This window comes from Bradyrhizobium algeriense (genome assembly GCF_036924595.1).
Lineage (GTDB): Bacteria > Pseudomonadota > Alphaproteobacteria > Rhizobiales > Xanthobacteraceae > Bradyrhizobium > Bradyrhizobium algeriense.
Genome location: NZ_JAZHRV010000001.1, coordinates 2,971,268 through 2,989,451 on the forward strand (window position 1 = coordinate 2,971,268; position 18,184 = coordinate 2,989,451).

At 61.8% G+C, this 18,184-nt stretch carries 20 protein-coding genes and 1 pseudogene; 16 read left to right on the plus strand and 5 right to left on the minus strand.

Annotated elements, in window-relative coordinates:
• Positions 1 to 110 precede the first annotated feature (110 nt).
• Both V1286_RS14650 and V1286_RS14655 read left to right on the plus strand, forming a co-directional pair.
• Positions 111 to 902 carry a hypothetical protein gene (locus V1286_RS14650; RefSeq protein ID WP_334480543.1) on the plus strand — a complete coding sequence of 264 codons (792 nt, stop codon included), beginning with the start codon at positions 111 to 113 and terminating at the stop codon, positions 900 to 902.
• Positions 903 to 955: 53 nt separating this feature from the next.
• A complete protein-coding gene (locus V1286_RS14655) occupies positions 956 to 4,132 on the plus strand; it encodes a DEAD/DEAH box helicase (RefSeq protein ID WP_334480545.1) in 3,177 nt (1,058 codons plus the stop codon).
• A 138-nt stretch (positions 4,133 to 4,270) separates the two neighbouring features.
• On the opposite strand, the gene V1286_RS14660 is transcribed toward V1286_RS14655, so the two are convergent.
• Positions 4,271 to 5,848, minus strand: a complete 1,578-nt coding sequence (locus tag V1286_RS14660) for a M23 family metallopeptidase (protein WP_334480547.1) — start codon at positions 5,846 to 5,848, stop codon at positions 4,271 to 4,273.
• Between the two features lie 51 nt (positions 5,849 to 5,899).
• The gene (gene efp / locus V1286_RS14665; RefSeq protein ID WP_214489432.1) at positions 5,900 to 6,466 is read right to left on the minus strand and encodes an elongation factor P; all 567 of its coding nucleotides are present in this window, start codon (positions 6,464 to 6,466) and stop codon (positions 5,900 to 5,902) included.
• On the opposite strand from efp, the gene V1286_RS14670 reads away from it, so the two are divergent.
• The 7 genes from V1286_RS14670 to V1286_RS14700 all read left to right on the plus strand — a co-directional run bounded on the left by V1286_RS14670 (position 6,456) and on the right by V1286_RS14700 (position 11,568).
• Positions 6,456 to 6,755 carry a hypothetical protein gene (locus tag V1286_RS14670; protein WP_334480550.1) on the plus strand — a complete coding sequence of 100 codons (300 nt, stop codon included), beginning with the start codon at positions 6,456 to 6,458 and terminating at the stop codon, positions 6,753 to 6,755. The two genes, efp and V1286_RS14670, sit on opposite strands and share 11 nt — an antisense overlap.
• A 321-nt stretch (positions 6,756 to 7,076) precedes the next feature.
• Positions 7,077 to 8,129: an EF-P lysine aminoacylase EpmA gene (gene epmA, locus V1286_RS14675; RefSeq protein ID WP_334489671.1), complete on the plus strand. Its 1,053-nt coding sequence runs from the start codon at positions 7,077 to 7,079 to the stop codon at positions 8,127 to 8,129.
• Positions 8,126 to 9,217, plus strand: a complete 1,092-nt coding sequence (locus V1286_RS14680; RefSeq protein ID WP_334480552.1) for a lysine-2,3-aminomutase-like protein — start codon at positions 8,126 to 8,128, stop codon at positions 9,215 to 9,217. Before epmA ends, V1286_RS14680 begins: the two co-directional genes overlap by 4 nt.
• 6 nt (positions 9,218 to 9,223) lie before the next feature.
• Positions 9,224 to 9,430 (plus strand): hypothetical protein, encoded by a 207-nt coding sequence (locus tag V1286_RS14685; protein WP_334480553.1) that lies wholly within the window; start codon positions 9,224 to 9,226, stop codon positions 9,428 to 9,430.
• 28 nt (positions 9,431 to 9,458) lie between these two features.
• Complete coding sequence (locus V1286_RS14690) at positions 9,459 to 9,710, plus strand: single stranded DNA-binding domain-containing protein (RefSeq protein ID WP_334480554.1); 252 nt, start codon at positions 9,459 to 9,461, stop codon at positions 9,708 to 9,710.
• Positions 9,711 to 9,885: 175 nt separating this feature from the next.
• Positions 9,886 to 11,079, plus strand: a complete 1,194-nt coding sequence (locus tag V1286_RS14695) for a lanthionine synthetase C family protein (RefSeq protein ID WP_334480555.1) — start codon at positions 9,886 to 9,888, stop codon at positions 11,077 to 11,079.
• A 132-nt stretch (positions 11,080 to 11,211) separates the two neighbouring features.
• Positions 11,212 to 11,568 (plus strand): DUF6665 family protein, encoded by a 357-nt coding sequence (locus V1286_RS14700; RefSeq protein WP_334480557.1) that lies wholly within the window; start codon positions 11,212 to 11,214, stop codon positions 11,566 to 11,568.
• Between the two features lie 364 nt (positions 11,569 to 11,932).
• Here the strand turns inward: V1286_RS14700 and V1286_RS14705 are convergent, their stop codons facing one another.
• Positions 11,933 to 12,535 carry a DUF4337 domain-containing protein gene (locus V1286_RS14705; protein WP_334480559.1) on the minus strand — a complete coding sequence of 201 codons (603 nt, stop codon included), beginning with the start codon at positions 12,533 to 12,535 and terminating at the stop codon, positions 11,933 to 11,935.
• A gap of 511 nt (positions 12,536 to 13,046) precedes the next feature.
• On the opposite strand from V1286_RS14705, the pseudogene gvpJ reads away from it, so the two are divergent.
• From gvpJ to V1286_RS14740, 7 genes and pseudogenes are all read left to right on the plus strand, one after another.
• Positions 13,047 to 13,238 (plus strand): annotated as a pseudogene (gvpJ, locus tag V1286_RS14710) (gas vesicle protein GvpJ); the annotation flags it as partial.
• 117 nt (positions 13,239 to 13,355) lie between these two features.
• Complete coding sequence (locus V1286_RS14715) at positions 13,356 to 14,090, plus strand: GvpL/GvpF family gas vesicle protein (protein WP_334480560.1); 735 nt, start codon at positions 13,356 to 13,358, stop codon at positions 14,088 to 14,090.
• Positions 14,091 to 14,092: 2 nt separating this feature from the next.
• A complete protein-coding gene (locus V1286_RS14720; protein WP_334480561.1) occupies positions 14,093 to 14,341 on the plus strand; it encodes a gas vesicle protein GvpG in 249 nt (82 codons plus the stop codon).
• Positions 14,338 to 14,652, plus strand: a complete 315-nt coding sequence (locus V1286_RS14725) for a gas vesicle protein (RefSeq protein WP_334480562.1) — start codon at positions 14,338 to 14,340, stop codon at positions 14,650 to 14,652. Before V1286_RS14720 ends, V1286_RS14725 begins: the two co-directional genes overlap by 4 nt.
• Positions 14,649 to 15,440, plus strand: coding sequence for a GvpL/GvpF family gas vesicle protein (locus tag V1286_RS14730; RefSeq protein ID WP_334480563.1), 792 nt, complete (start codon positions 14,649 to 14,651; stop codon positions 15,438 to 15,440). Before V1286_RS14725 ends, V1286_RS14730 begins: the two co-directional genes overlap by 4 nt.
• Positions 15,437 to 15,634 (plus strand): gas vesicle protein, encoded by a 198-nt coding sequence (locus tag V1286_RS14735; RefSeq protein ID WP_334480564.1) that lies wholly within the window; start codon positions 15,437 to 15,439, stop codon positions 15,632 to 15,634. Before V1286_RS14730 ends, V1286_RS14735 begins: the two co-directional genes overlap by 4 nt.
• Complete coding sequence (locus V1286_RS14740) at positions 15,631 to 15,936, plus strand: gas vesicle protein K (protein ID WP_334480566.1); 306 nt, start codon at positions 15,631 to 15,633, stop codon at positions 15,934 to 15,936. The genes V1286_RS14735 and V1286_RS14740 overlap by 4 nt, the downstream gene beginning before the upstream one ends.
• Before the next feature lie 316 nt (positions 15,937 to 16,252).
• Here V1286_RS14740 and V1286_RS14745 read toward each other — a convergent pair whose 3' ends face one another.
• Together V1286_RS14745 and thrS are read right to left on the minus strand one after the other, a co-directional pair.
• The gene (locus V1286_RS14745; protein ID WP_334480568.1) at positions 16,253 to 16,621 is read right to left on the minus strand and encodes a hypothetical protein; all 369 of its coding nucleotides are present in this window, start codon (positions 16,619 to 16,621) and stop codon (positions 16,253 to 16,255) included.
• A gap of 264 nt (positions 16,622 to 16,885) precedes the next feature.
• Positions 16,886 to 18,097 (minus strand): threonine--tRNA ligase, encoded by a 1,212-nt coding sequence (thrS, locus tag V1286_RS14750; RefSeq protein WP_334480570.1) that lies wholly within the window; start codon positions 18,095 to 18,097, stop codon positions 16,886 to 16,888.
• Between the last annotated feature and the right edge of the window lie 87 nt (positions 18,098 to 18,184).

The following is an 18,184-nucleotide window of genomic DNA, read 5'->3' on the forward strand; positions in this document are numbered from 1 at the left end:
AGAACGCCTAGCCCGTGCAACAAGCAATCCCAATAACTGCGGTTGGGTGATGCACATCTATGGTTGCAGGGCGCCTCGCCAAGACCTACTACTGTCGCGGGGAGTCCGGGATGCCTATTACATTTAGTGTTATTGGGAGCAAAGACGATTGGGCCGGTAGCAGTTGGACCATCACCAACGACAACGAATTGGCAGAGTTGGTGGCCAAGGTTGCTCTTGGTCAAAGCCGATATGTGCGTCGCGTGCTTAAAGAAACCGGCTTCGCTGTTCCAGACGCGAAGGAAACGGAACTTGCCGGAGCGCTAAAACTGCTCACGTCGACAGATCCCAAACAGCCGTGGCATCGTGACGGTTGGATGTTTCAGGTCATCTCCTGGATCGCAGCGAACCTTCAAGACCCAAATGGCCTGATTGCACACCCTCATATGATCCACGCGCACAAGGGCTTTGACGGTATCCACGTAAAACTCGATCCTAAAACCAAGGAAGTCACATGCGTCGTGATCTGCGAAGAAAAGGCGACGGACAACGCCCGGAAAATGGTCCGCGACCGCATTTGGAAAGAGTTCGAAGGAATGCAGAAGGGCGAGCGCGACAATGAACTGGCTGCGGAAGTCACGAGACTTTTAGAGACGGCAAAGGATATTGACGTGGACTCGGCGGTCGAAACAATTGTGTGGAAGAGCGCCCGTTACTATCGCATATCCATCACCATCGGCGATGAACACAACTATGCAGGCGGCCGTCAGAAGCTCTTTGACGGCTACAGCGTGGTGGTGAATGGAGAGGTCACCCGACGTCGCGGCGAGGTACTCTACTTAAAGAACCTGCGGGCCTGGATGGCAGCGCTTGCTGATTGCGCCGCCAAAAAGGCCAAGGCGATGGTTGCTGCGCATGTATGACCCTGACACTGCCCATCTGATACGCTCGGCTCCACCGCTTGAGGGATTGGACCGTGAGCGACTTCCAGAGGAGCTATCGAAAGGCATTCGCCCGTATTGTCGCCGCTAGGTTTCGCCTGCGAGAAGGTGGAATCGACGACGATCAAGAGGTCGTCGGTCTTATTGCTGAGATGCAGCGGCTGGCATTCACAAATGAAGTTTTAGTGGCCGTTTCCCCGGATCGCGATGACCGCGCGGCCGCGGCGTTCGTCGCGGGGACCGCACATCAACTCTGCTTTAATGCCCGGCAGATAGGGGCAGAGGATGAAGCGAGCGGTACATACATAGATGCAAATGCTGTTTCATCCGACGTCGCGGCCATGCTGCTCTTCCTCGTTGCTGAGGCAACGGCAGATGCCAGCGAGATCGGCAGCCATTTAAATTCGGATGGCTTTTCACCGGTTGAGCGCACGCTGATCGAAGCGCTTCGATCGCTGGCACGAGGTGAGCTTGTTGGGATCACATCAGCCACCCTACCTTCGAAGGATGCCGTTACGGGGGATACCGCAGCTGAGGTTGCTGCACTAGCACTGTACTACAAGATATTGCTCGGGGTGCGCGCGCTAGCGAACCAGCTTTTGCGCGGAGATGATGAAGCCAGTCAAGCGACCGAAATTTTCCGGTCGGTATTGCGCTTGAGCTCGGCAGCCCGTCCCGATGGTGGAAGCTGGCTTGGGGGAGAAGTGGGATCGTTCGCCGGCCCGCATCACTTGGCCTCACTACTACTCGCGGTTTCCGGGGATTTGTCCGGCAGCGCTGTAACTGGTGTTCAGCCTCCATCCGGCCTCGATGGGAATAAGTGGCTCAACGCAATGCGTCGGATCGCCCGTAAGCGACCTTACCTGTGGAGAAATCATCGCGAGGCCGTTGCAGAGGGTTATCTGGAGGCCGAGAACTCCGCTGCGGTGAGCTTCCCTACAGGTGCGGGAAAGTCGACGCTATCCGAGTTAAAAATTTACGCTACGCTGCTCCGCGAAAAGAAAGTCGTATTCCTCGCTCCGACCAATGCTTTGGTGGGCCAGACGACGATAAGTCTCCGGAAGACTTTTAGAAGGACCAAAGTCGAGCAGGAGCGCTTCGATGAAATCGGCTTCTTAAGTGAGGAGGATAACTTACCGGAAATCTTTGTGATGACACCGGAGTCATGCTTGGCACAAATGAGCATCGAGCCCACGGTGTTTGCAGATGTAGGCCTGCTTATTTTTGACGAATGTCATTTGTTGCATCCTGAAGAAGGTCGAGGGAGGCGGGCGCTCGACGCAATGCTGTGCTTGCTCAATTTTGCGGGTTTGGTACCAGGCGCCAGCTTCCTCCTCCTATCCGCAATGATGAAGAATACAGACGAGATTGCGGGTTGGATCCAAGAGATGACAGGGCGTACTTGCCTTTCGCTCTCGTTTCCGTGGAAACCTACGCGGCAACTGCGCGGAAGCCTTGTGTATCCGCAGAGCGACGTGGACAAACTAAGCGACGGCTTGGTGAAGGCTGGCCGCACGCGAAAGACCAAAGCACCGTCGACCAAGGATAAAGAGAAACTGAAAAGCGTACCTATGGGCCTGTTCAGCCTTAAGCAGACATGGGCAACTCGCAATACCGAGGACTACACCCTACTTGGTCTGCTCGACGAGGCCGTCAACCTTACAGCTAGCAAGTGGTGGAAGTTAACTCCCAATTCTGGGTTAGTCTCATCTGAGATCGCGTCAGCGGCGGCGGACGCTGGCGTTAGGACGCTGGTCTTCTTCCAAACGATCCAGAACGCGGTGAGCGCTAAGAACAGGATAACTAAACGCCTTGGCGAGGTTCAGATCAAGCTCACTGAGGATGAGCGAGGGTGGTGGGCGACAAGCGAGCTGGAAGTTGGCGGCGCAGACCATCTGTTTCTCGACGTCCGCAAAGGGAGTTTAGTATCGCCGTGCGTCGTTCATCACGGCCTGCTGCTGCCTGAAGAAAGGCAACTGTGTGAGTCCCTCTACCAGCGCGCAAACGGCGCAACGATAATGGTGGCGACGTCCACGGTGTCGCAGGGGATGAACTTTCCAAGCGAGGTGGTGATCATCGCTGAGGACAGCCGCTTCGATCAAGCCAAAGATCGCCGCGAGGTCTTGCAGGCCCAGGAGCTCCTCAACGCAGCGGGGAGGGCCGGCCGGGCCGGGCAGAATGCGAACGGCATCGTGTTAGTTATCCCCGGCAAGGTGGTCGGCATTGATGTGAAGGATGCTACGATCGGAGCGCATTGGACCGAGTTGCAGAAGGTCTTCAGCCAGTCCGACCAGTGCTTGGAAATAGACGACCCGTTGACGGCCATTCTCGACCGTGTGCATGCGGCGGTGGGCGACAAGGGGGACGTCGACCGTTACGCGATTGCTCGATTGGCGTCTGTGGGGCTTGAGGACGCGGTCAAGAAATCGCTGTCCGGCTTTAGGGCGCGTAAGCGTGGTGATCAGGGGTGGATCGAAACACGACTCGCGGCAGCGGTAGCTTTCCAGCAAAAGCAAAAACCAGAATCTGACGACGATTTGGTGGACCACCAAGTTGCCTCGACCTTAGGGATCGCAATGCCTGTGATGGAGCGCCTCTCCAAGGATCTCGACGAAGCGACAGACCACGACACGGTCACTGATTGGCGGAAGTGGTTCTTCAGCTGGATCGGAGCCAATGGCGATCTGTTCGCTCAAATCTTCCGGCCGGAGACCATTGACGACTTGTTTGGGAAAGACGTCACGTCGCTTGAGACGAGCGAGGAAAGGTGCGCGTTTGCCTTACCCTACCTGAAGAAGCTTACGAAGCTATGGGTACGAGGACATCCTTTGACCGACCTCGAGGAAGCGCTCGGTACACCAGCCGGCAAACTGAAGGCCTGTCTTGGCGCGCGGAAATTCGTACTCCGTGTTGTGCCAGAGTTGGGCTACTTGTTTGGTGTGCCCGCGTTGCTGAAACAGCGTCAGAGCGCAGCGGAGGGCAAGGAAGCCAACTTAGGGCCCGCGCTGACGAAGTTGGGCGCGTGCGTCCGATATGGCTATCAAACCTACGAGCAGGCGGCGCTCGGATTCTACCTCAGAGAAAGCAAACTATCGCGCAGGCAGCTTCATGATCGCTTTGCTGCCGTTAAGCCGCATCTGCCACCTGCGAAAAAAGGCGAGTCTTGGGATGATGCGGTAAATAGAATCGAGGTGGCGGTGCTCCTTGGATAGTTGATTGCGCGACATCCCGACCTCGATCGCTGCCACCACACGCCTCCGGAGGTTGAGAGAGTAAGGCTTGCCCATCCATGCTGGCCTCCTGCTCAGTCAGCATGGTCCCAAATAGATTCAACCTAGCTCCATCCCGCTTCAGTTCTCGCGGCCTTCTCGCGCGCTGTGGCGAAGGACAGCCTCCGGTAGCGCGTGGGCCACGGCGGCGGCGATCGGGGGATCGGTGCCGATCTCGCGGCCGCGGCCGCGGATCAGCCGTTCATAGGATGCGATCAGGGTGGTGTAGGGGTTGACCCAGATCCAGCCGTCGCGCGTGAACACCTGTATGTCGAAGTGGAGATGGTACGAGGTGCCGTTCGGGAAATCGAGATAGTTGGAGACCACGCCGATCTTTTCGCCCTCGGCGACCCGGCGCCCGTTGAGAATGCCGTCCGCATCCATGGCTGACGGGTTCATGTGCATGTAGCGGAAACGGATGTGCTCGTTGCGGGTGTTGATCTGCAGCGTCGCCGCCTGCTGCTTCAGTGAGCGGATCACGATGCCGTCGCGGACGGCCACGACGGCCTGCTTCCTCGGATGGCAACTGCTTTCGCTGTTGCTGTTCGGCGGGCAGGGCGCGGGACGGATGTCCTGGCCCTGATGCCCGAAGCCGGCGGCGCATTGCCCGACCTGGAAGCTGCGGGATTCGCAAAAATTGTCCCGCCACGGATAGACGCCGCGGCCCCCCTCGGACTTTTTGCTGCCGAAGGATTGCGAGCGGACGGCGGTCGGGGTTTTCGCGAGCGGAAAACGGATTTGCGAATAGGCGGCGAAATCGGCGCGTCCGCCGCGCCGACGCACGCTGCTACGGGCGATGATGTCGCCGCCCGGGTAATAGGTGAAGTCGGGCGAAACCGCCGTCGGCCGTTCAACGATATCGGACGAAATGTCGTGGCGTGGCTGCGCCGGTTGTCCGCCCGCGATGCGCAAGGCTTTCAGAAAACGCTCGGCAATGGGATAGGCCTCGCGGCAGGCCAGCCGACGCGCCCGCGGCGTTGAATCGAGACACTGGATCGACACCACATAGGGCACGCCAAAGCGCGTGAAGGCGTAGCGCACATAGCCTTCACGGATGAAGCGGCGCATGTCGGGGAACTGCGACGCCAGCGCCTTGACCGGCTCGCCCTTGCCGCCGCGCGGATCGGCGAGGTCGTAGACGAGGATCGAGCCGGTAATCTGCACTTCGACCGGCCTGGCGAAGATTCGCGACGGCAGACCGCCGCCTGCGCCAGGCTGCAGCGAAAACACCGCGTCGTAGCCGGAAGGGCCGGCGTGGAACAGGTCGGCGGGGCGGAAATCGGCCTGGTAGCGCGACAGCGGCAGCTGTGTGCCGTTGGCCTCGCCTTCGAGATAGCCTGCGGTATCGAACGGCAACAGCACCGGCACCGGACTGCGTCCAATCCCGGCGAACAGGCTTGCGTTGATGGCGTTCAGTTGCACCAGCGCGGGCGTCGAGCGCGGATCCCATGCCGGCACGCGCCGCTGGCCGGCGAACGTAAATCGGGAAGCGATCGCCGGTTGGGTGGCGATCTCGGTGCGGAGCCGATCGAGAACCGCGCGCCATTCGACGCGGACGGCCGTGATCGACGGCGTCCGGAACTCGGCGGCGGCTGCGGTGAGCCCGGCCGGGAGCAAACAAAGGGCTGCCAGCCAACGCCTGAGCAAGCGGACAGCCATCGTATTCAATGCATCGCCCCCCGGCGTGCCCCTTACTTCCAGTGCGCGGTATTAATCCTTCGCGCGCTCGACGTAAGAGCCATCCTCGGTCATGACCACGATCCGCGTTCCCGTTCCAATGTGCGGCGGCACTGCGGTGCGAACGCCGTTGGAGAGGATAGCAGGTTTGTAGGAGGAAGACGCGGTCTGACCCTTGGTGACCGGCTCGGTTTCCACGACTTCCAGCGTCGCGCGCTGCGGGAGCTGGATCGCGACCGGATTCATGTCGTGGAGCGACAGCTTCACGGTCATGTTCTCCTGCAGATAGGGCGCGGACGAACCGACGATTTCCTTGGAAACCTGGACCTGGTCGTAAGTCTCGGCATTCATGAAATGGAAGCCGTCGGCATCTTCGTACAGATAATTGAAATTGTGATCCTCGACGGTCGCCTTCTCGACCTGGTCGGTGGTCTTGTAGCGTTCCGAAATCTTCACGCCGTCGCCAATGCGGCGCATTTCGATCTGGCTGACCGGAGTTCCCTTGCCGGGATGGATGTTTTCGGCGGTGAGGACGACGTAAAGCCGGCCGTCCTGCTCGATGATGTTGCCCTTGCGAATAGAACTGGCGATGACTTTCAAAGCTGTTTTCCTGAATTTCTGGCCTTCGGCGAATCCGGACATGGGCGTCCGTGGGGCCGATCGGGCGGTTTCGGGCTGCAACATACTGATTTTGCCCGTCGATGCCAGCCGTTTTACTACCGTTCCGGTGCCCGCCGGAGGCTGCAAGCGGCCCGGTTTCGCCGGGTTTACGGCTGGCCTGATCGCGCCGTTTGAGGGCCTTCGCGTTGTGGTCGGCGCTCTCTGGAGAGGTGAAGGTCTCTTCCGTCAAGGGCTTGAATTTTCGGTCGGGACTATCCGCGCTCGCTGACGCCACCGTGACGAAGGCCGACTAACAAAAGAATTGCAGTTCTTCCCAACCAGCCGCCAGACATGCTCGTATCCTGTTGTAAATTCTCGCCATTGGACTGCGGAACCGGCCAGACGGTTCAGCACTCAGGGCCCCTCCATCGAGTGGAATGGACAAGGTGAGCGGGTTTCGCCATGACAGGATGGATGAAGCGCGGGAGGTTGCCGTGTTGAGGGGGCATCACAGAGAAAGTCGAACGATTTCAATGGTATTTTCCGATTCCTTGAATGCCCGTTTAGGCGCGGCGGAGGTCGCTCCGTGGCTCAGCAAGGACCGTGGCTGATGGTCGGGACCGACCAATCCTCGCCCTGGTGGTCGCCTGCGCGGCACGCCGATCGGAAGCCGTTCCTGATGGCGCGAGGCGCGATCACGAGGGCGGTGCGGGCCTGGTTCGACGAGCAGGGTTTTGCCGAGGTCGAGACCGCCATCCTCCAGGTATCGCCGGGCAACGAGACGCATCTGCACGCCCCCCGAACCGAAATCACCGGCAATGACGGCACCCGCGCGACGCGCTATTTGCGGACGTCGCCGGAGTTCGCCGCCAAAAAACTGCTCGCCGCCGGTGAGGCCAAGATATTCGAGTTCGCGCGCGTGTTCCGCGACCGCGAGCGCGGTGATCTGCATCTGCCCGAATTCACGATGCTGGAATGGTACCGCGCCGATGCAAGCTATGACGCTGTCATGACCGATACCATCGTCGTGATCGCACATGCCGCACAGGCGACCGGAATCGGCCGGTTTTCGTTCCGGGGCCGAACGGCCGATCCCTTCACTGAGCCGGAACTGCTGACGGTGGCGGCGGCCTTCGAGCGTTTTGCCGGAATCGATCTTTTGCCCACGATTGCGAATGGCGAGGGCGACCGCGCGGCGCTCGCTGCGGCGGCAAATGGACGGGTGCGGATCACCGATGATGACACCTGGTCGGACATTTTCAGCAAGGTGCTGGTCGAGCATGTCGAACCGAATTTGGGGCAGGGGTGTTTGACCGTCTTGTTCGAATATCCGGCGCCGGAGGCGGCGCTGGCGCGGACGAAGGCGGCTGATCCGAGGGTCGCCGAACGGTTTGAGATCTATGCCTGTGGCGTCGAGCTCGCCAATGGGTTTGGCGAATTGACCGACGCCGCTGAACAGCGCCGCCGTTTCGCCGCTGCGATGGACGAGAAGGAGCGGCGCTACGGCGAGCGCTATCCGCTGGACGAGGATTTTCTCGCAGCGGTTGCCGCGATGCCGCCGTCGAGCGGCGTAGCCCTCGGTTTCGACCGGCTGGTGATGCTGGCCAGCGGCGCGCTGCGGGTCGACCAGGTGGTGTGGACGCCACCGGCAGGAGAGACATGAACAGGATAGATCCGAAATGGGCGGCAACGCTGCGGCAGCCCGCCGAACTCGTCGAGCGCGGGTTGGCGAAGGCTACCGATCTCGCCGACCTCGAGCGGGTCGCCGCGCGCTATGCGATCGCCGTAACGCCTGATATCGCCGGCCTGATCGACACTGAAAACCCCGACGATCCGATCGCACGGCAATTCATTCCGAGTGCGCTGGAGCTGGTGAGCGGATCAGGCGAAAACGCCGATCCGATCGGCGACGACGCGCATTCGCCCGTCCCCGGCATCGTCCACCGCTATCCCGACCGCGTGCTGTTCAAGCTGGTGCATGTCTGCGCGGTGTATTGCCGGTTCTGCTTTCGTCGCGAGATGGTCGGGCCGGGCAAGGCAACGGCGCTGCCGGAGGCGGCTTATCGCGACGCGCTGGACTATATTCGTGAGCACACCGAAATCTGGGAAGTCATCCTGACCGGCGGCGATCCGCTGATGTTGTCGCCACGGCGGCTGGCCGAGATCATGACGGACCTCGCCGCCATCGATCACGTCAAGATTATCCGCATCCATACCCGCGTGCCCGTGGCGGCGCCTGCGCGCATCGATGAGGACATGATCAAGGCGTTGCGTGTTGACGGTGCGACGACCTGGGTCGCCGTTCATGCCAATCATCCGCGCGAATTGTCGGGCGAGGCGCGCCTGGCCTGCGCGCGGCTGGCGGATGCCGGCATCCCCCTGGTGAGCCAGACGGTGCTGCTGCGCGGCGTCAATGACGATGCTAAAGTCCTGGAAGCGCTGATGCGGGCTTTTGTCGAAAATCGAATCAAACCGTATTACCTGCATCATGGCGATCTGGCGCCGGGAACCGCGCATCTGCGCACTACGATTGCAGAAGGCCAGGAACTGATGCGCCGTTTGCGAGGCCGTGTCTCCGGCCTGTGCCAGCCGGATTATGTGCTCGATATTCCCGGCGGCCACGGAAAGGCGCCGATTGGCCCGAATTATTTGTCGCATGCAAGTTCCGGGGAAAGTGATCTATCCTCGGAAACGCAGTATCGTATCGTCGACTATTGCGGCGACGTTCACCTCTATCCGCCAAAGCCGTGACCCGTGATGACGGAGGACGGCGAGGAGAAACGGGAGCCGCCGGAAGATGAGGGCCATCGCGGAATCGAAAACGCCGTGATGCTCGGCTTCTTCGTGGTGCTGGTGGCCGCCGGAATCTGGTTGCTCGCCACCATGGCCGATGTACGAAAGGCGCAGGACTGCGCCGCCCAGGGACGCCGCAATTGCGCAACGATCGATGCGCCAGTGCGATAGGAAGAAACAGAAAGACGAGAGGGCCAACATGCGAAAAACAATCCTTTTGATGGCGCTGATGGTTCTGATCGGCGGCAGCCCGCAGGCCCTTGCGCAAGGTGGATCGTCGACGGTGACGAAGAACCCGGACAAGCCGATACCGCAGGCGCCGGTCGGTCATCGCCAGCCACGCGCCAGCGATGTGCCCAGCGAAAAGAACCTGAGCGATCCGAACGACCCACTGAGCAAGGAAAACGCAGCGCTCGACCGCAAGATCAAGAGCATCTGCCGCGGCTGCTAGGGCGCGCACCCAAATCGGACATGGGAGGTCGCGTGCCCGCGGGAACGTTGCGAATGATTGCGGTTGCCGCTGTCTGCCGCGCGCAGCGCTTTTGGATACGTTGCGCTTAATCGTGCGATCCTTAACTCCCTCGTCTGAAGAAACAAGATGGATCGCGCTCAGGAGCCCCTCAGGCATGATTGTCCTCGATCGTCATCGTCCGCTTGCGCAGGACGCCTGGAGTGAATTGGCTGTCCGGGCTGCGATCGAAGAAATCGCGACCGATGCCATCGCCGATTTCGATCCCGACACGTTCTGGCCGGGTCACCCCAGTGGCGAACGGGAGGAAGACGGTGACCCCAGTTTCTACAAGGGCGCGGCCGGCGTCATCTGGGCGCTGGATTATTTGCATCGCATCGGTGCTGTCAGCGTCGCTGCAGACTTTCGACCTGTGCTCCCGAAGCTTCTGGAGCGGACCATCACCGATTTCGAAGCCAGTTCGTCGGCCGATTACGCGAAACATGGCTCATTGCTCCGTGGCGACATGGGTGCGGCACTCCTCGCCATGCGCCTGGCGCCCACACCGAGCCTGGCTGATCTGGTGCATACGCGCGCAGAAGCAAATAATGGACTGCCGATCCGGGAACTGATGTGGGGCATGCCCGGGTCCATGCTGGCCGCCATCCACATGGCCGAGATGATCCAGGAAACGCGATGGCGCCAGCTATTCGAGGTGCAGGCGGCCCTGCTGCTGGCCGATCTGGAGGACACGCCGCAAGGCCCGCTATGGACACAGGATCTCTATGGCCAGCGCGACCGTTTTCTCGGGCCTGTTCACGGCTTCGCCGGCAACGTTATTCCGCTATTGCGCGGGTGGGATTGGTTGACGCCGGCGCAGCAGGCGCAGGTGGCCGAGTTTGTGCCGAAGACACTTGCGGCGAATGCGTGGCGGTCTGAGGTTGGAACAACGTGGGGCCCGAGAAGCAAGCGTGAGAAGTGGCTTCGGATATGTCAGCATTGTCACGGCGCACCTGGTATGGTGACGACATTTGCGGATGCGCCCTTTGCTACTCCTGAATTTGACGCACTTCTTGTGGATGGCGGTCGCTTCACCTGGGCCGCAGGACCACTTATCAAGGGCCCGGGCCTTTGCCACGGCACGGGTGGGAATGGCTACGCATTCCTCAAGCTCTACCATCGCACGAACGATCCGGTTTGGCTCGACCGCGCACGCCAATTCGCCATGACGGCGATCGTCCAGTATCGCGACGCTCAGGTCGTCGTTGGCCGCGGACGGTATTCGCTTTGGACCGGCGACGTCGGCCTCGCCATTTACCTTTGGGATTGCATCACCGGAGAGCCGCGTTTCCCGACGATCGACGTGTTCTGATCCGAACACGGCGGTGCGTCAGAGTTGGCAAATGCGCGCGCCAGGAATGAGCAAAAGCATTATGTCTTGAACGGCTCCCTGCCGAATAATAATATAAGAGATAATTGGCAGGCCATTTTTCGGAGTGCGGCTATGCACCCGCTTCGTTTCGGATACGCGGCTCTCGAATACGAAATCGCCGAGGAGAGGGTCTCAGCGCTCGCGCGGCTTGGACGGCGGCTTGAGGCTGCGCTGACGGCACTTGCCGCATGCCCGCGGACGGCCAATTCGGATCGAAAAATCCACGATGGTCTCGTCGAACAGGCGGGGTATGCGCTTTGGCTCTTCGTCGTGCAGCGCGAGGCCTGCGGTCTCAACAAAATCGACCACGTGATACAGGTCTACGGGGTGCCGAACGAGGTGGTTGCCCGCATGGGGCCATTGGCCATGCCGAGCAAGCATCCAACCAGGACCATAGGGGCTGCAGAAGCGCGGGCGCCATTGTTCTAAGACTCGCCTTTCGCGGCGGGCCGCCGCTGTCTTGCGACATGCAGCGGCGCAACCCGTCCAAACGCTCGTAGGAATGGTTGCAAGGGGCGCTGACGACCGTCGAGCCCGTGGCAAGTAGCAAGTCCGGCGATATCAGCTGTGCTGCCGCAAGCGGAAGTAAATTCAGGGCATCGGCGGCACCCGATATGACAAGCTCGCCGCCAATTATCTCGCGTTCGTCAAACTCGCTTCCATCCCTGCTTTGTGCCAACAGGTGACATTCGCGAAGTGAAAGAACCCGCCAACTGAAGCGGCCTCAGTCTAGTGCTCCCCTCGTCCTTGCCAAACAGCACCCATCCGACCGGCGCAGCGTGCGTGCGGACCACTATGCTGCCAGAAACGGTATCTCGACCGCCAGCGTATAGCCGTTGACCATCAGCAGGCCACCCGCGGCACCGACGATGCCGCCGACGATCGCAAGCCAGGGCAGCGTCGCGACGATCGAGACCGAGATCAGCACGATGGCGATCTGCAGAAGAGCTTCGGCATAGTCGAAGTAGGGATCCTGCTTCAGCGCATGGTCGCGCCTGCTCTCGTAGTCCTTGGCCCGCGCCATCAATTCCTTCTTGCCCTCCTGCGTCTCGGGCTCGGACTCGTAGCGTGCCGCCGTCTTGCGATAGGCCTCCGCCTTTGCCTTCAGGGCCGTCCTGGCCTCGGCGTTGAGGCTTCCGTCCTGCAGGAACGCCAGTTCGATCGCGTCGGCCGCGAGGTTGTAGTCGGTCTGGCGGATGTTCTTGGCCTGGTAGAAGGCATAGTGGTTCGCGGCATAGATGTTGTTGTTGGTCGCCTCCTTGTCGGCGTTGGCGCCGCCAAGCCCGGTGATGGCCAGCAGCATCGCCAGAATGGCGATGCCGACCGCCGCGCGCTGCTTGAAGCGGTCGTTCTCCTTCTCCTGATCCATCATGTCCGCGGCGTCTTCGGCTTTCATCGATCGGCTCCTTCTCGCTAAAGGGTAGGCACGATAAACAACGGCGTTATGTCACCATCGCGACGCACGAGCACGTTGATTTGTTCCGCAGAATGCGGCAGGCGCGATCGGTCATACGAAGGGATCGGCAATTCCCACCCAGCGATCAAGGTTTACGCAAACCTTCGGATGCTTGAGTTCAAGCGTCACAGGACACGCGCGGGATAGGCGGGCGGCGTTAGGTTTCACCTCGCCGATTGGCGTTCACTCCCCGAGTTGCACCATCCGGCAATGGCAAAGAGGCCTCTCGGGCAACCGGGCGGCTTCCTACTTGGCAGCCATCGTGAAGGTCTAACTTCCTCACAGATGTTTTACCGCCAGGCCAAAACTCATCGCAGAGGCCCTCAGTATCTCGTGCAAACGCATCGAAAGGGAGAACGATGATGCTGAACAACCTTCGTATCGCACTCGCCGCGACCATCGTGGCCCTCCGGAAGGAGACAACCGTATGACTGAAATGGCAATGACTCAAATGCCTCAAGCAACCGGCGGCGGCAGATTGTCGGGCGAACTGTACAAGGTCGTTGAATTGATCCTGGACCGCGGGTTGGTCATCGACGTGTTCGTGCGTGTGTCGGTGATCGGTCTCGAAGTGCTCACCATCGATGCGCGGGTCGTCGTTGCCGGCGTCGATGCTTACCTGCGCTTCGCCGAGGTGTGTGGCCGCCTCGATCTCACCGGCAGCAGCCCCCGGATCGGCCACTTGCTGCCCGGCCGCGCGCTGCCGCTCGAACTGCCGGCGCGCACGGAAATCGGAGCGACGCAACGGAAAGGATGACTGATGAGCAACTACGTCTACTGTGTCACGCGTGCCTCCCATCCGCTACCGCTCGAAGGGGCGGTGGGGGTGGGGGAGCACGCCCCCGCCCTCCGGCTCGTGCGCGAGCAGGATCTCGTCGCGGTGGTTAGCGACGCGCCGGAGAACTTGCGCGCGAAGCGGCGCGATCTGGTGAAGCACGATGCGGTCATCGGACGGGCGTATGCAGCCGGCACCGTGCTGCCGATGCGGTTCGGGATGATCGCGCCCGATGACGAGGCGGTGCGGACGGAGCTTCGATCGGGGGCGCGCCGTTATGGCGAACTACTGTCCCGCATCGATGGCCATGTCGAGCTCAACGTTAAGGGCGTACATGCGGAGGAAGCTCTTCTCCGCGACGTCTTGCTCCAGAACGACCAGCTACGCGTGCGGAATCAAGCACTGCGCGCCGCAGGCGGCGGTGGCCACCAGGATAGAGTGGCGTTCGGCGAGCAGGTGGCCGCCACCGTCGCGGAACGGAACGCGCGTGACGCGGGCCAGGTTATCGCCCGCCTGCAACCACATGCCGCACAGGTGCGCCGGGGCCCGCCGGTCGACGGGTGCTTCGTCAACGTGTCGTTCCTGGTGGCGTCCGGTGCCCGGCCGGACTTCGACGGTGCACTGTCACGGCTGCGCGGCGAGCTGCCCGGCTACGCAAGCGTCGGGTTGTACGGGCCTTTGCCGCCTTACAGCTTCGTCGGCAACGAAGCGGAGAAGTGACGGTGGTGGGACTCCTGTCGCATCTCTTGTTGCTGCCGCTCGCGCCAGCCCGCTTCGCACTGTGGACCATCGACCGGGTGGTCGACGCCGCCGCCGAACAGCATTGCGGCCCGGCAGCCGTCCGGCGCGAACTGGCCGAGCTTTCGCGGCAACTCGATCAAGGGTTAATCGATGCCGAGGAATTCGATCGACGCGAGGACGAGCTCCTCGACCGGCTGGACGAGGGACGAAAGCGAGGGCTGATCGCATGATGGAACAAGGTCTGTGGCACGAACGCCAGGGTGCGTCGCCGAATTTGGCTGACATTCTGGAGCGGGTTCTGGACAAGGGGTTGATCATCGCCGGCGACATCAAGATCAACCTGCTCGACATCGAGCTTCTGACCATCAAGCTCCGGCTGTTGGTCGCGTCGGTGGACAAGGCCAAGGCGATGGGGATCGACTGGTGGGAGCACGATCCGGCGCTTTCCCACCCGCGGCCGCGGCAGCTCGCGGCCGAGAACGCGCGATTGCGCAAGCAGGTCAAGGCGCTGGAAACCGGCACTCTGAAGGTACGGCGATGAGTGCGGCGAGCTATACATACGCGGTCGCGCGCCCGTTCGATCCAACCCGGGCGGCCGGCCTCGTCGGCGTCGACGGCGCCGCGATTCACCTGGTCCGCCACCAAGACCTGGTCGCCGTGGTCAGTCCGCTTGCGCCTGCCGACGCCGACGAGACCGCGCTGCGAGCCAGGCTGGAGACGCTGGCGGAGCTGGAGGCGATCGCACGTACACACCACAGGGTCGTGGCGGCGGTTGCCGCGTGCACACCAACGCTGCCGTTCCGCCTCGCGACCGTTCACCGCAGCGACGACCGCGTTGCGCAGTTGCTGCGCCGGGAGTATCGGCGCTTCCGCGAGACGCTGGATCGCCTTGCGGGCAGCGTGGAGGTGGGGGTGAAGATCTACGTGCAGCACGCGGACGCATCTGCCGGTGCGATGTCCGTGGCTGAGAGACCCCGCGGGTCCGGATCGGCGCGCGTGGGCAGGGACTACCTGCGCTACCGCCGCGAGCAGCGCGATCGGCGCCAGCACGCGTGGAGGCGCGCAACCGCTGCGGCCGAGCAGATGGACGCCGTTCTCGCCGGGCTTGCCATCGATCGCCGCCAACACCGAACGCAGAGCGCCGAGCTGTTCGCTGCTCCAGGCGAAAATGTATTCAACGCAGCCTACTTGGTCGATGCCGGGCACGCCGAAGAGCTCGCCGCCCGTGCACGGCGACTGGGTGCCGAAAACCCGCACGTGACGATCGAGGTCACGGGTCCCTGGCCGCCCTATTCGTTCACCGGCAGCGAACACGGGGAGCGCACGTGAGCCCCGCCGCGCTCCCGGCCCGAGAGATCGCGCTCGTCGACCTGCTCGACCGGCTCCTGGCGGGCGGCATCGTGCTGACCGGAGACATCACGCTGGCGATCGCCGACATCGACATGGTGCAGATCTCTCTTCGCGCCCTGATCACGTCGCTCGGCCGGACCACGCGACCTGGCGTAGCGGAGCGAGACGCATGAGCGCCAGCGTCGCTGATTATGAGCCGGGGCTGCGCCAGCGCATTTCGATGGCGCCTGACACGGTCGAACGAGATCTGGCCCGCCTGGTGCTCACCGTCGTGGAGTTGCTGCGTCAGCTCATGGAGCGGCAGGCGCTTCTGCGTCTCGACGAGGGCGGTTTGACCGAAGCGGAGGAGGAGCGCGTCGGCATGACGCTGTTGCTTCTAGACGACCGCATGTCGCGCCTGCGGGAGCACTTCGGGCTCGCCGCCGAGGACCTGAATATCGACCTAGGACCTCTCGGTCCACTACTTCCGCGCTGATGCAAAGCGGATGCGCATTAAGCGTTCCGCGTTGACGCCAAGACGCAGGCGTCACCCCGTAACCGCTGCGGAAGCGGGGTCGTTTTGGTCAAGCAGCTCTTTGAGCAAGCGAAGTCTGCATTTGCAAACCCCTAATTTGCGGAGGGCCCCCTGGGCTGACGCCGCGCCATGTCTGCTTGGGTCATTCGCGTCACTTTGACCGTGGGCCAGCCACTTCCGGTTCGCCCCGATCAACGGACATTCTCAGCGCCCCAAATCCGTTGGTTGCGAGAGGCTCCTTCAAGGTATTAGGTAAGGCAACTTGAGACGTGTACTTTCAACAGTTCGATAGGTCGCAGACTTCCAATACCTTCAATGATTTTTCTAAAACACAGTTAGAAAACTCACTCCTGCCAACGCAGTCATCGATCGCTTTGTTGGTTTGATCTGTCACACAGCCTGAGTAATTGTGGCCCTTGTCTTCCCTGAATTTCTGCCGAAATTTAGCGAGGCATGATTTGTTCGCTCTTTCAGTCTGGGCGATCCACTTGTTACGATCGATAGGCTCCGCCTGAGCAAGAAGCGTCGACCCAAGCAACATCGCGATGACGAAAACGTATCGCATGTTCGTATCTCCGCCGGTCAAATCGGACGATACATGAAAACGCTGACCGTCGAAGGATGGCGTCCCTCCGCGATCGGTCATCAGGGTCCTCCCGAGAGCGTAGGGAACTGCGGGGACCGCGCGTTGGCCCCGCGTAAATAAATTTGCATATGCTCGCAGCGTCCTAAAGTTATGCAGATCGGTACACAAAGGCAGTGCGCCGATGGGCCACAAGCGATTGCTTGAAGCCCGCTTCAGCCCCGTGAGCGGACATTATCAGCTGGATTCGGCCACGATAGGTGTCGCCAGCATGCGACATACCCCCTCTTGCCAGGGCCTGCTCGCCTAGGATCCTGCGTCCGCCAGCTACAAGGCTTCAGCCACAAGGGCGCCCGGCCGGGCCCTCGCCTGCAGGCGGGACACCGCCTCGGCCAGCGGAACGTCGGCCTGTGAGCCGTCGCGCTCGCGCAGGCTCACCTGGCCGTCCCTCATCTCGCGCCCGCCGACGATGGCCATCACCGGCACCGCCATTTCATGCGCCGCCACGATGCGCCGCGAAAGTGTATCGGCGCCGTCATAGGCAACGGCCCGGATCCCGGCATCCCAAAACGCCGCCAGCACGTCCGCGCCGTATCCAGCCTGGTCTTTCGAGATCGGCGCGACCGCGACCTGCTCCGGCGACAGCCAGAACGGAAGCACGCCGCCATGGTGCTCGAGCAGGATCGCGATCATGCGGCCGAGCGATCCGAAGATGGCGTGGTGGATCATCAGGGGCCTGGCGCGGCTGCCGTCGGGTGCGACGTAGGACGCCTCGAGCCGCTGCGGCAGCACACAGTCGAGCTGCACTGTGCCGCACTGCCAGGATCGTCCCAGCCGGTCGCGCAGCGCGAATTCCAGCTTCGGTCCGTAGAACGCACCTTCGCCGGGATTGATTTGAGGCGCGAGGCTGCATCGCCGCGCGGCATCGCCGAGCTTCGCCTCCGACCAGTCCCAGGTCGCGTCGTCGCCGGCGCGCGCTGCCGGCCGCGTGGCCAGCGCCACCTCGTAGTCGGGAAAACCGAGGTCGCGATAGACCTCGCCCAGCAGGGCGATGAAGCACGCGACTTCGCCCTCCACGTCCTGCTCGCGACAGAACACATGCGCGTCGTCCTGCTCGAAGGCGCGCGTCCGCATGATGCCGTGGAGCGAACCGGAAGGCTCATTGCGGTGGCAGGCGCCGAACTCGGCATAGCGGATCGGAAGCTCTCGCCACGAGCGCAGGCCCTTGTTGAAGATCTGCACGTGGCACGGGCACGACATCGGTTTCAGCGCCATCGCGTGCTCGCCGTCGTCGACCCGGAACATGTGCTCGCCGAACTTGTCCCAGTGGCCGCTGCGGCCCCAAAACTCCTTTGGCAGCAGCTGCGGCGTCCGGACCTCGGCATAGCCGGCGCGGCGCATCTTGCGCCGGAGATAGTCCTCCAGCACCCGATAGACCGCGTAGCCGCGCGGATGCCAGAACACCATGCCCGGCGCATCTTCCTGAAGATGCCAGAGCTTGAGCTGCACACCGAGATTTCTGTGGTCGAGATCGTCCATAGCTGTAATCCTTGCGAGGGGAAAAAGCGCGGACGGGGGACCATCAAAAACAGAAAAGGCCCCGTCCGTCGCCGGCGGGGCCTTTTC

Coding starts and splice junctions, on each gene's coding strand:
- V1286_RS14650 (WP_334480543.1), top strand. CDS start 111: ATGCCTATTACATTTAGTGTTATTGGGAGCAAAGACGATTGGGCCGGT.
- V1286_RS14660 (WP_334480547.1), bottom strand. CDS start 5,848: ATGGCTGTCCGCTTGCTCAGGCGTTGGCTGGCAGCCCTTTGTTTGCTC.
- V1286_RS14670 (WP_334480550.1), top strand. CDS start 6,456: ATGACTTTCAAAGCTGTTTTCCTGAATTTCTGGCCTTCGGCGAATCCG.
- epmA (WP_334489671.1), top strand. CDS start 7,077: ATGGTCGGGACCGACCAATCCTCGCCCTGGTGGTCGCCTGCGCGGCAC.
- V1286_RS14680 (WP_334480552.1), top strand. CDS start 8,126: ATGAACAGGATAGATCCGAAATGGGCGGCAACGCTGCGGCAGCCCGCC.
- V1286_RS14685 (WP_334480553.1), top strand. CDS start 9,224: ATGACGGAGGACGGCGAGGAGAAACGGGAGCCGCCGGAAGATGAGGGC.
- V1286_RS14690 (WP_334480554.1), top strand. CDS start 9,459: ATGCGAAAAACAATCCTTTTGATGGCGCTGATGGTTCTGATCGGCGGC.
- V1286_RS14695 (WP_334480555.1), top strand. CDS start 9,886: ATGATTGTCCTCGATCGTCATCGTCCGCTTGCGCAGGACGCCTGGAGT.
- V1286_RS14700 (WP_334480557.1), top strand. CDS start 11,212: ATGCACCCGCTTCGTTTCGGATACGCGGCTCTCGAATACGAAATCGCC.
- V1286_RS14705 (WP_334480559.1), bottom strand. CDS start 12,535: ATGAAAGCCGAAGACGCCGCGGACATGATGGATCAGGAGAAGGAGAAC.
- V1286_RS14715 (WP_334480560.1), top strand. CDS start 13,356: ATGAGCAACTACGTCTACTGTGTCACGCGTGCCTCCCATCCGCTACCG.
- V1286_RS14725 (WP_334480562.1), top strand. CDS start 14,338: ATGATGGAACAAGGTCTGTGGCACGAACGCCAGGGTGCGTCGCCGAAT.
- V1286_RS14730 (WP_334480563.1), top strand. CDS start 14,649: ATGAGTGCGGCGAGCTATACATACGCGGTCGCGCGCCCGTTCGATCCA.
- V1286_RS14740 (WP_334480566.1), top strand. CDS start 15,631: ATGAGCGCCAGCGTCGCTGATTATGAGCCGGGGCTGCGCCAGCGCATT.
- V1286_RS14745 (WP_334480568.1), bottom strand. CDS start 16,621: ATGACCGATCGCGGAGGGACGCCATCCTTCGACGGTCAGCGTTTTCAT.
- thrS (WP_334480570.1), bottom strand. CDS start 18,097: ATGGACGATCTCGACCACAGAAATCTCGGTGTGCAGCTCAAGCTCTGG.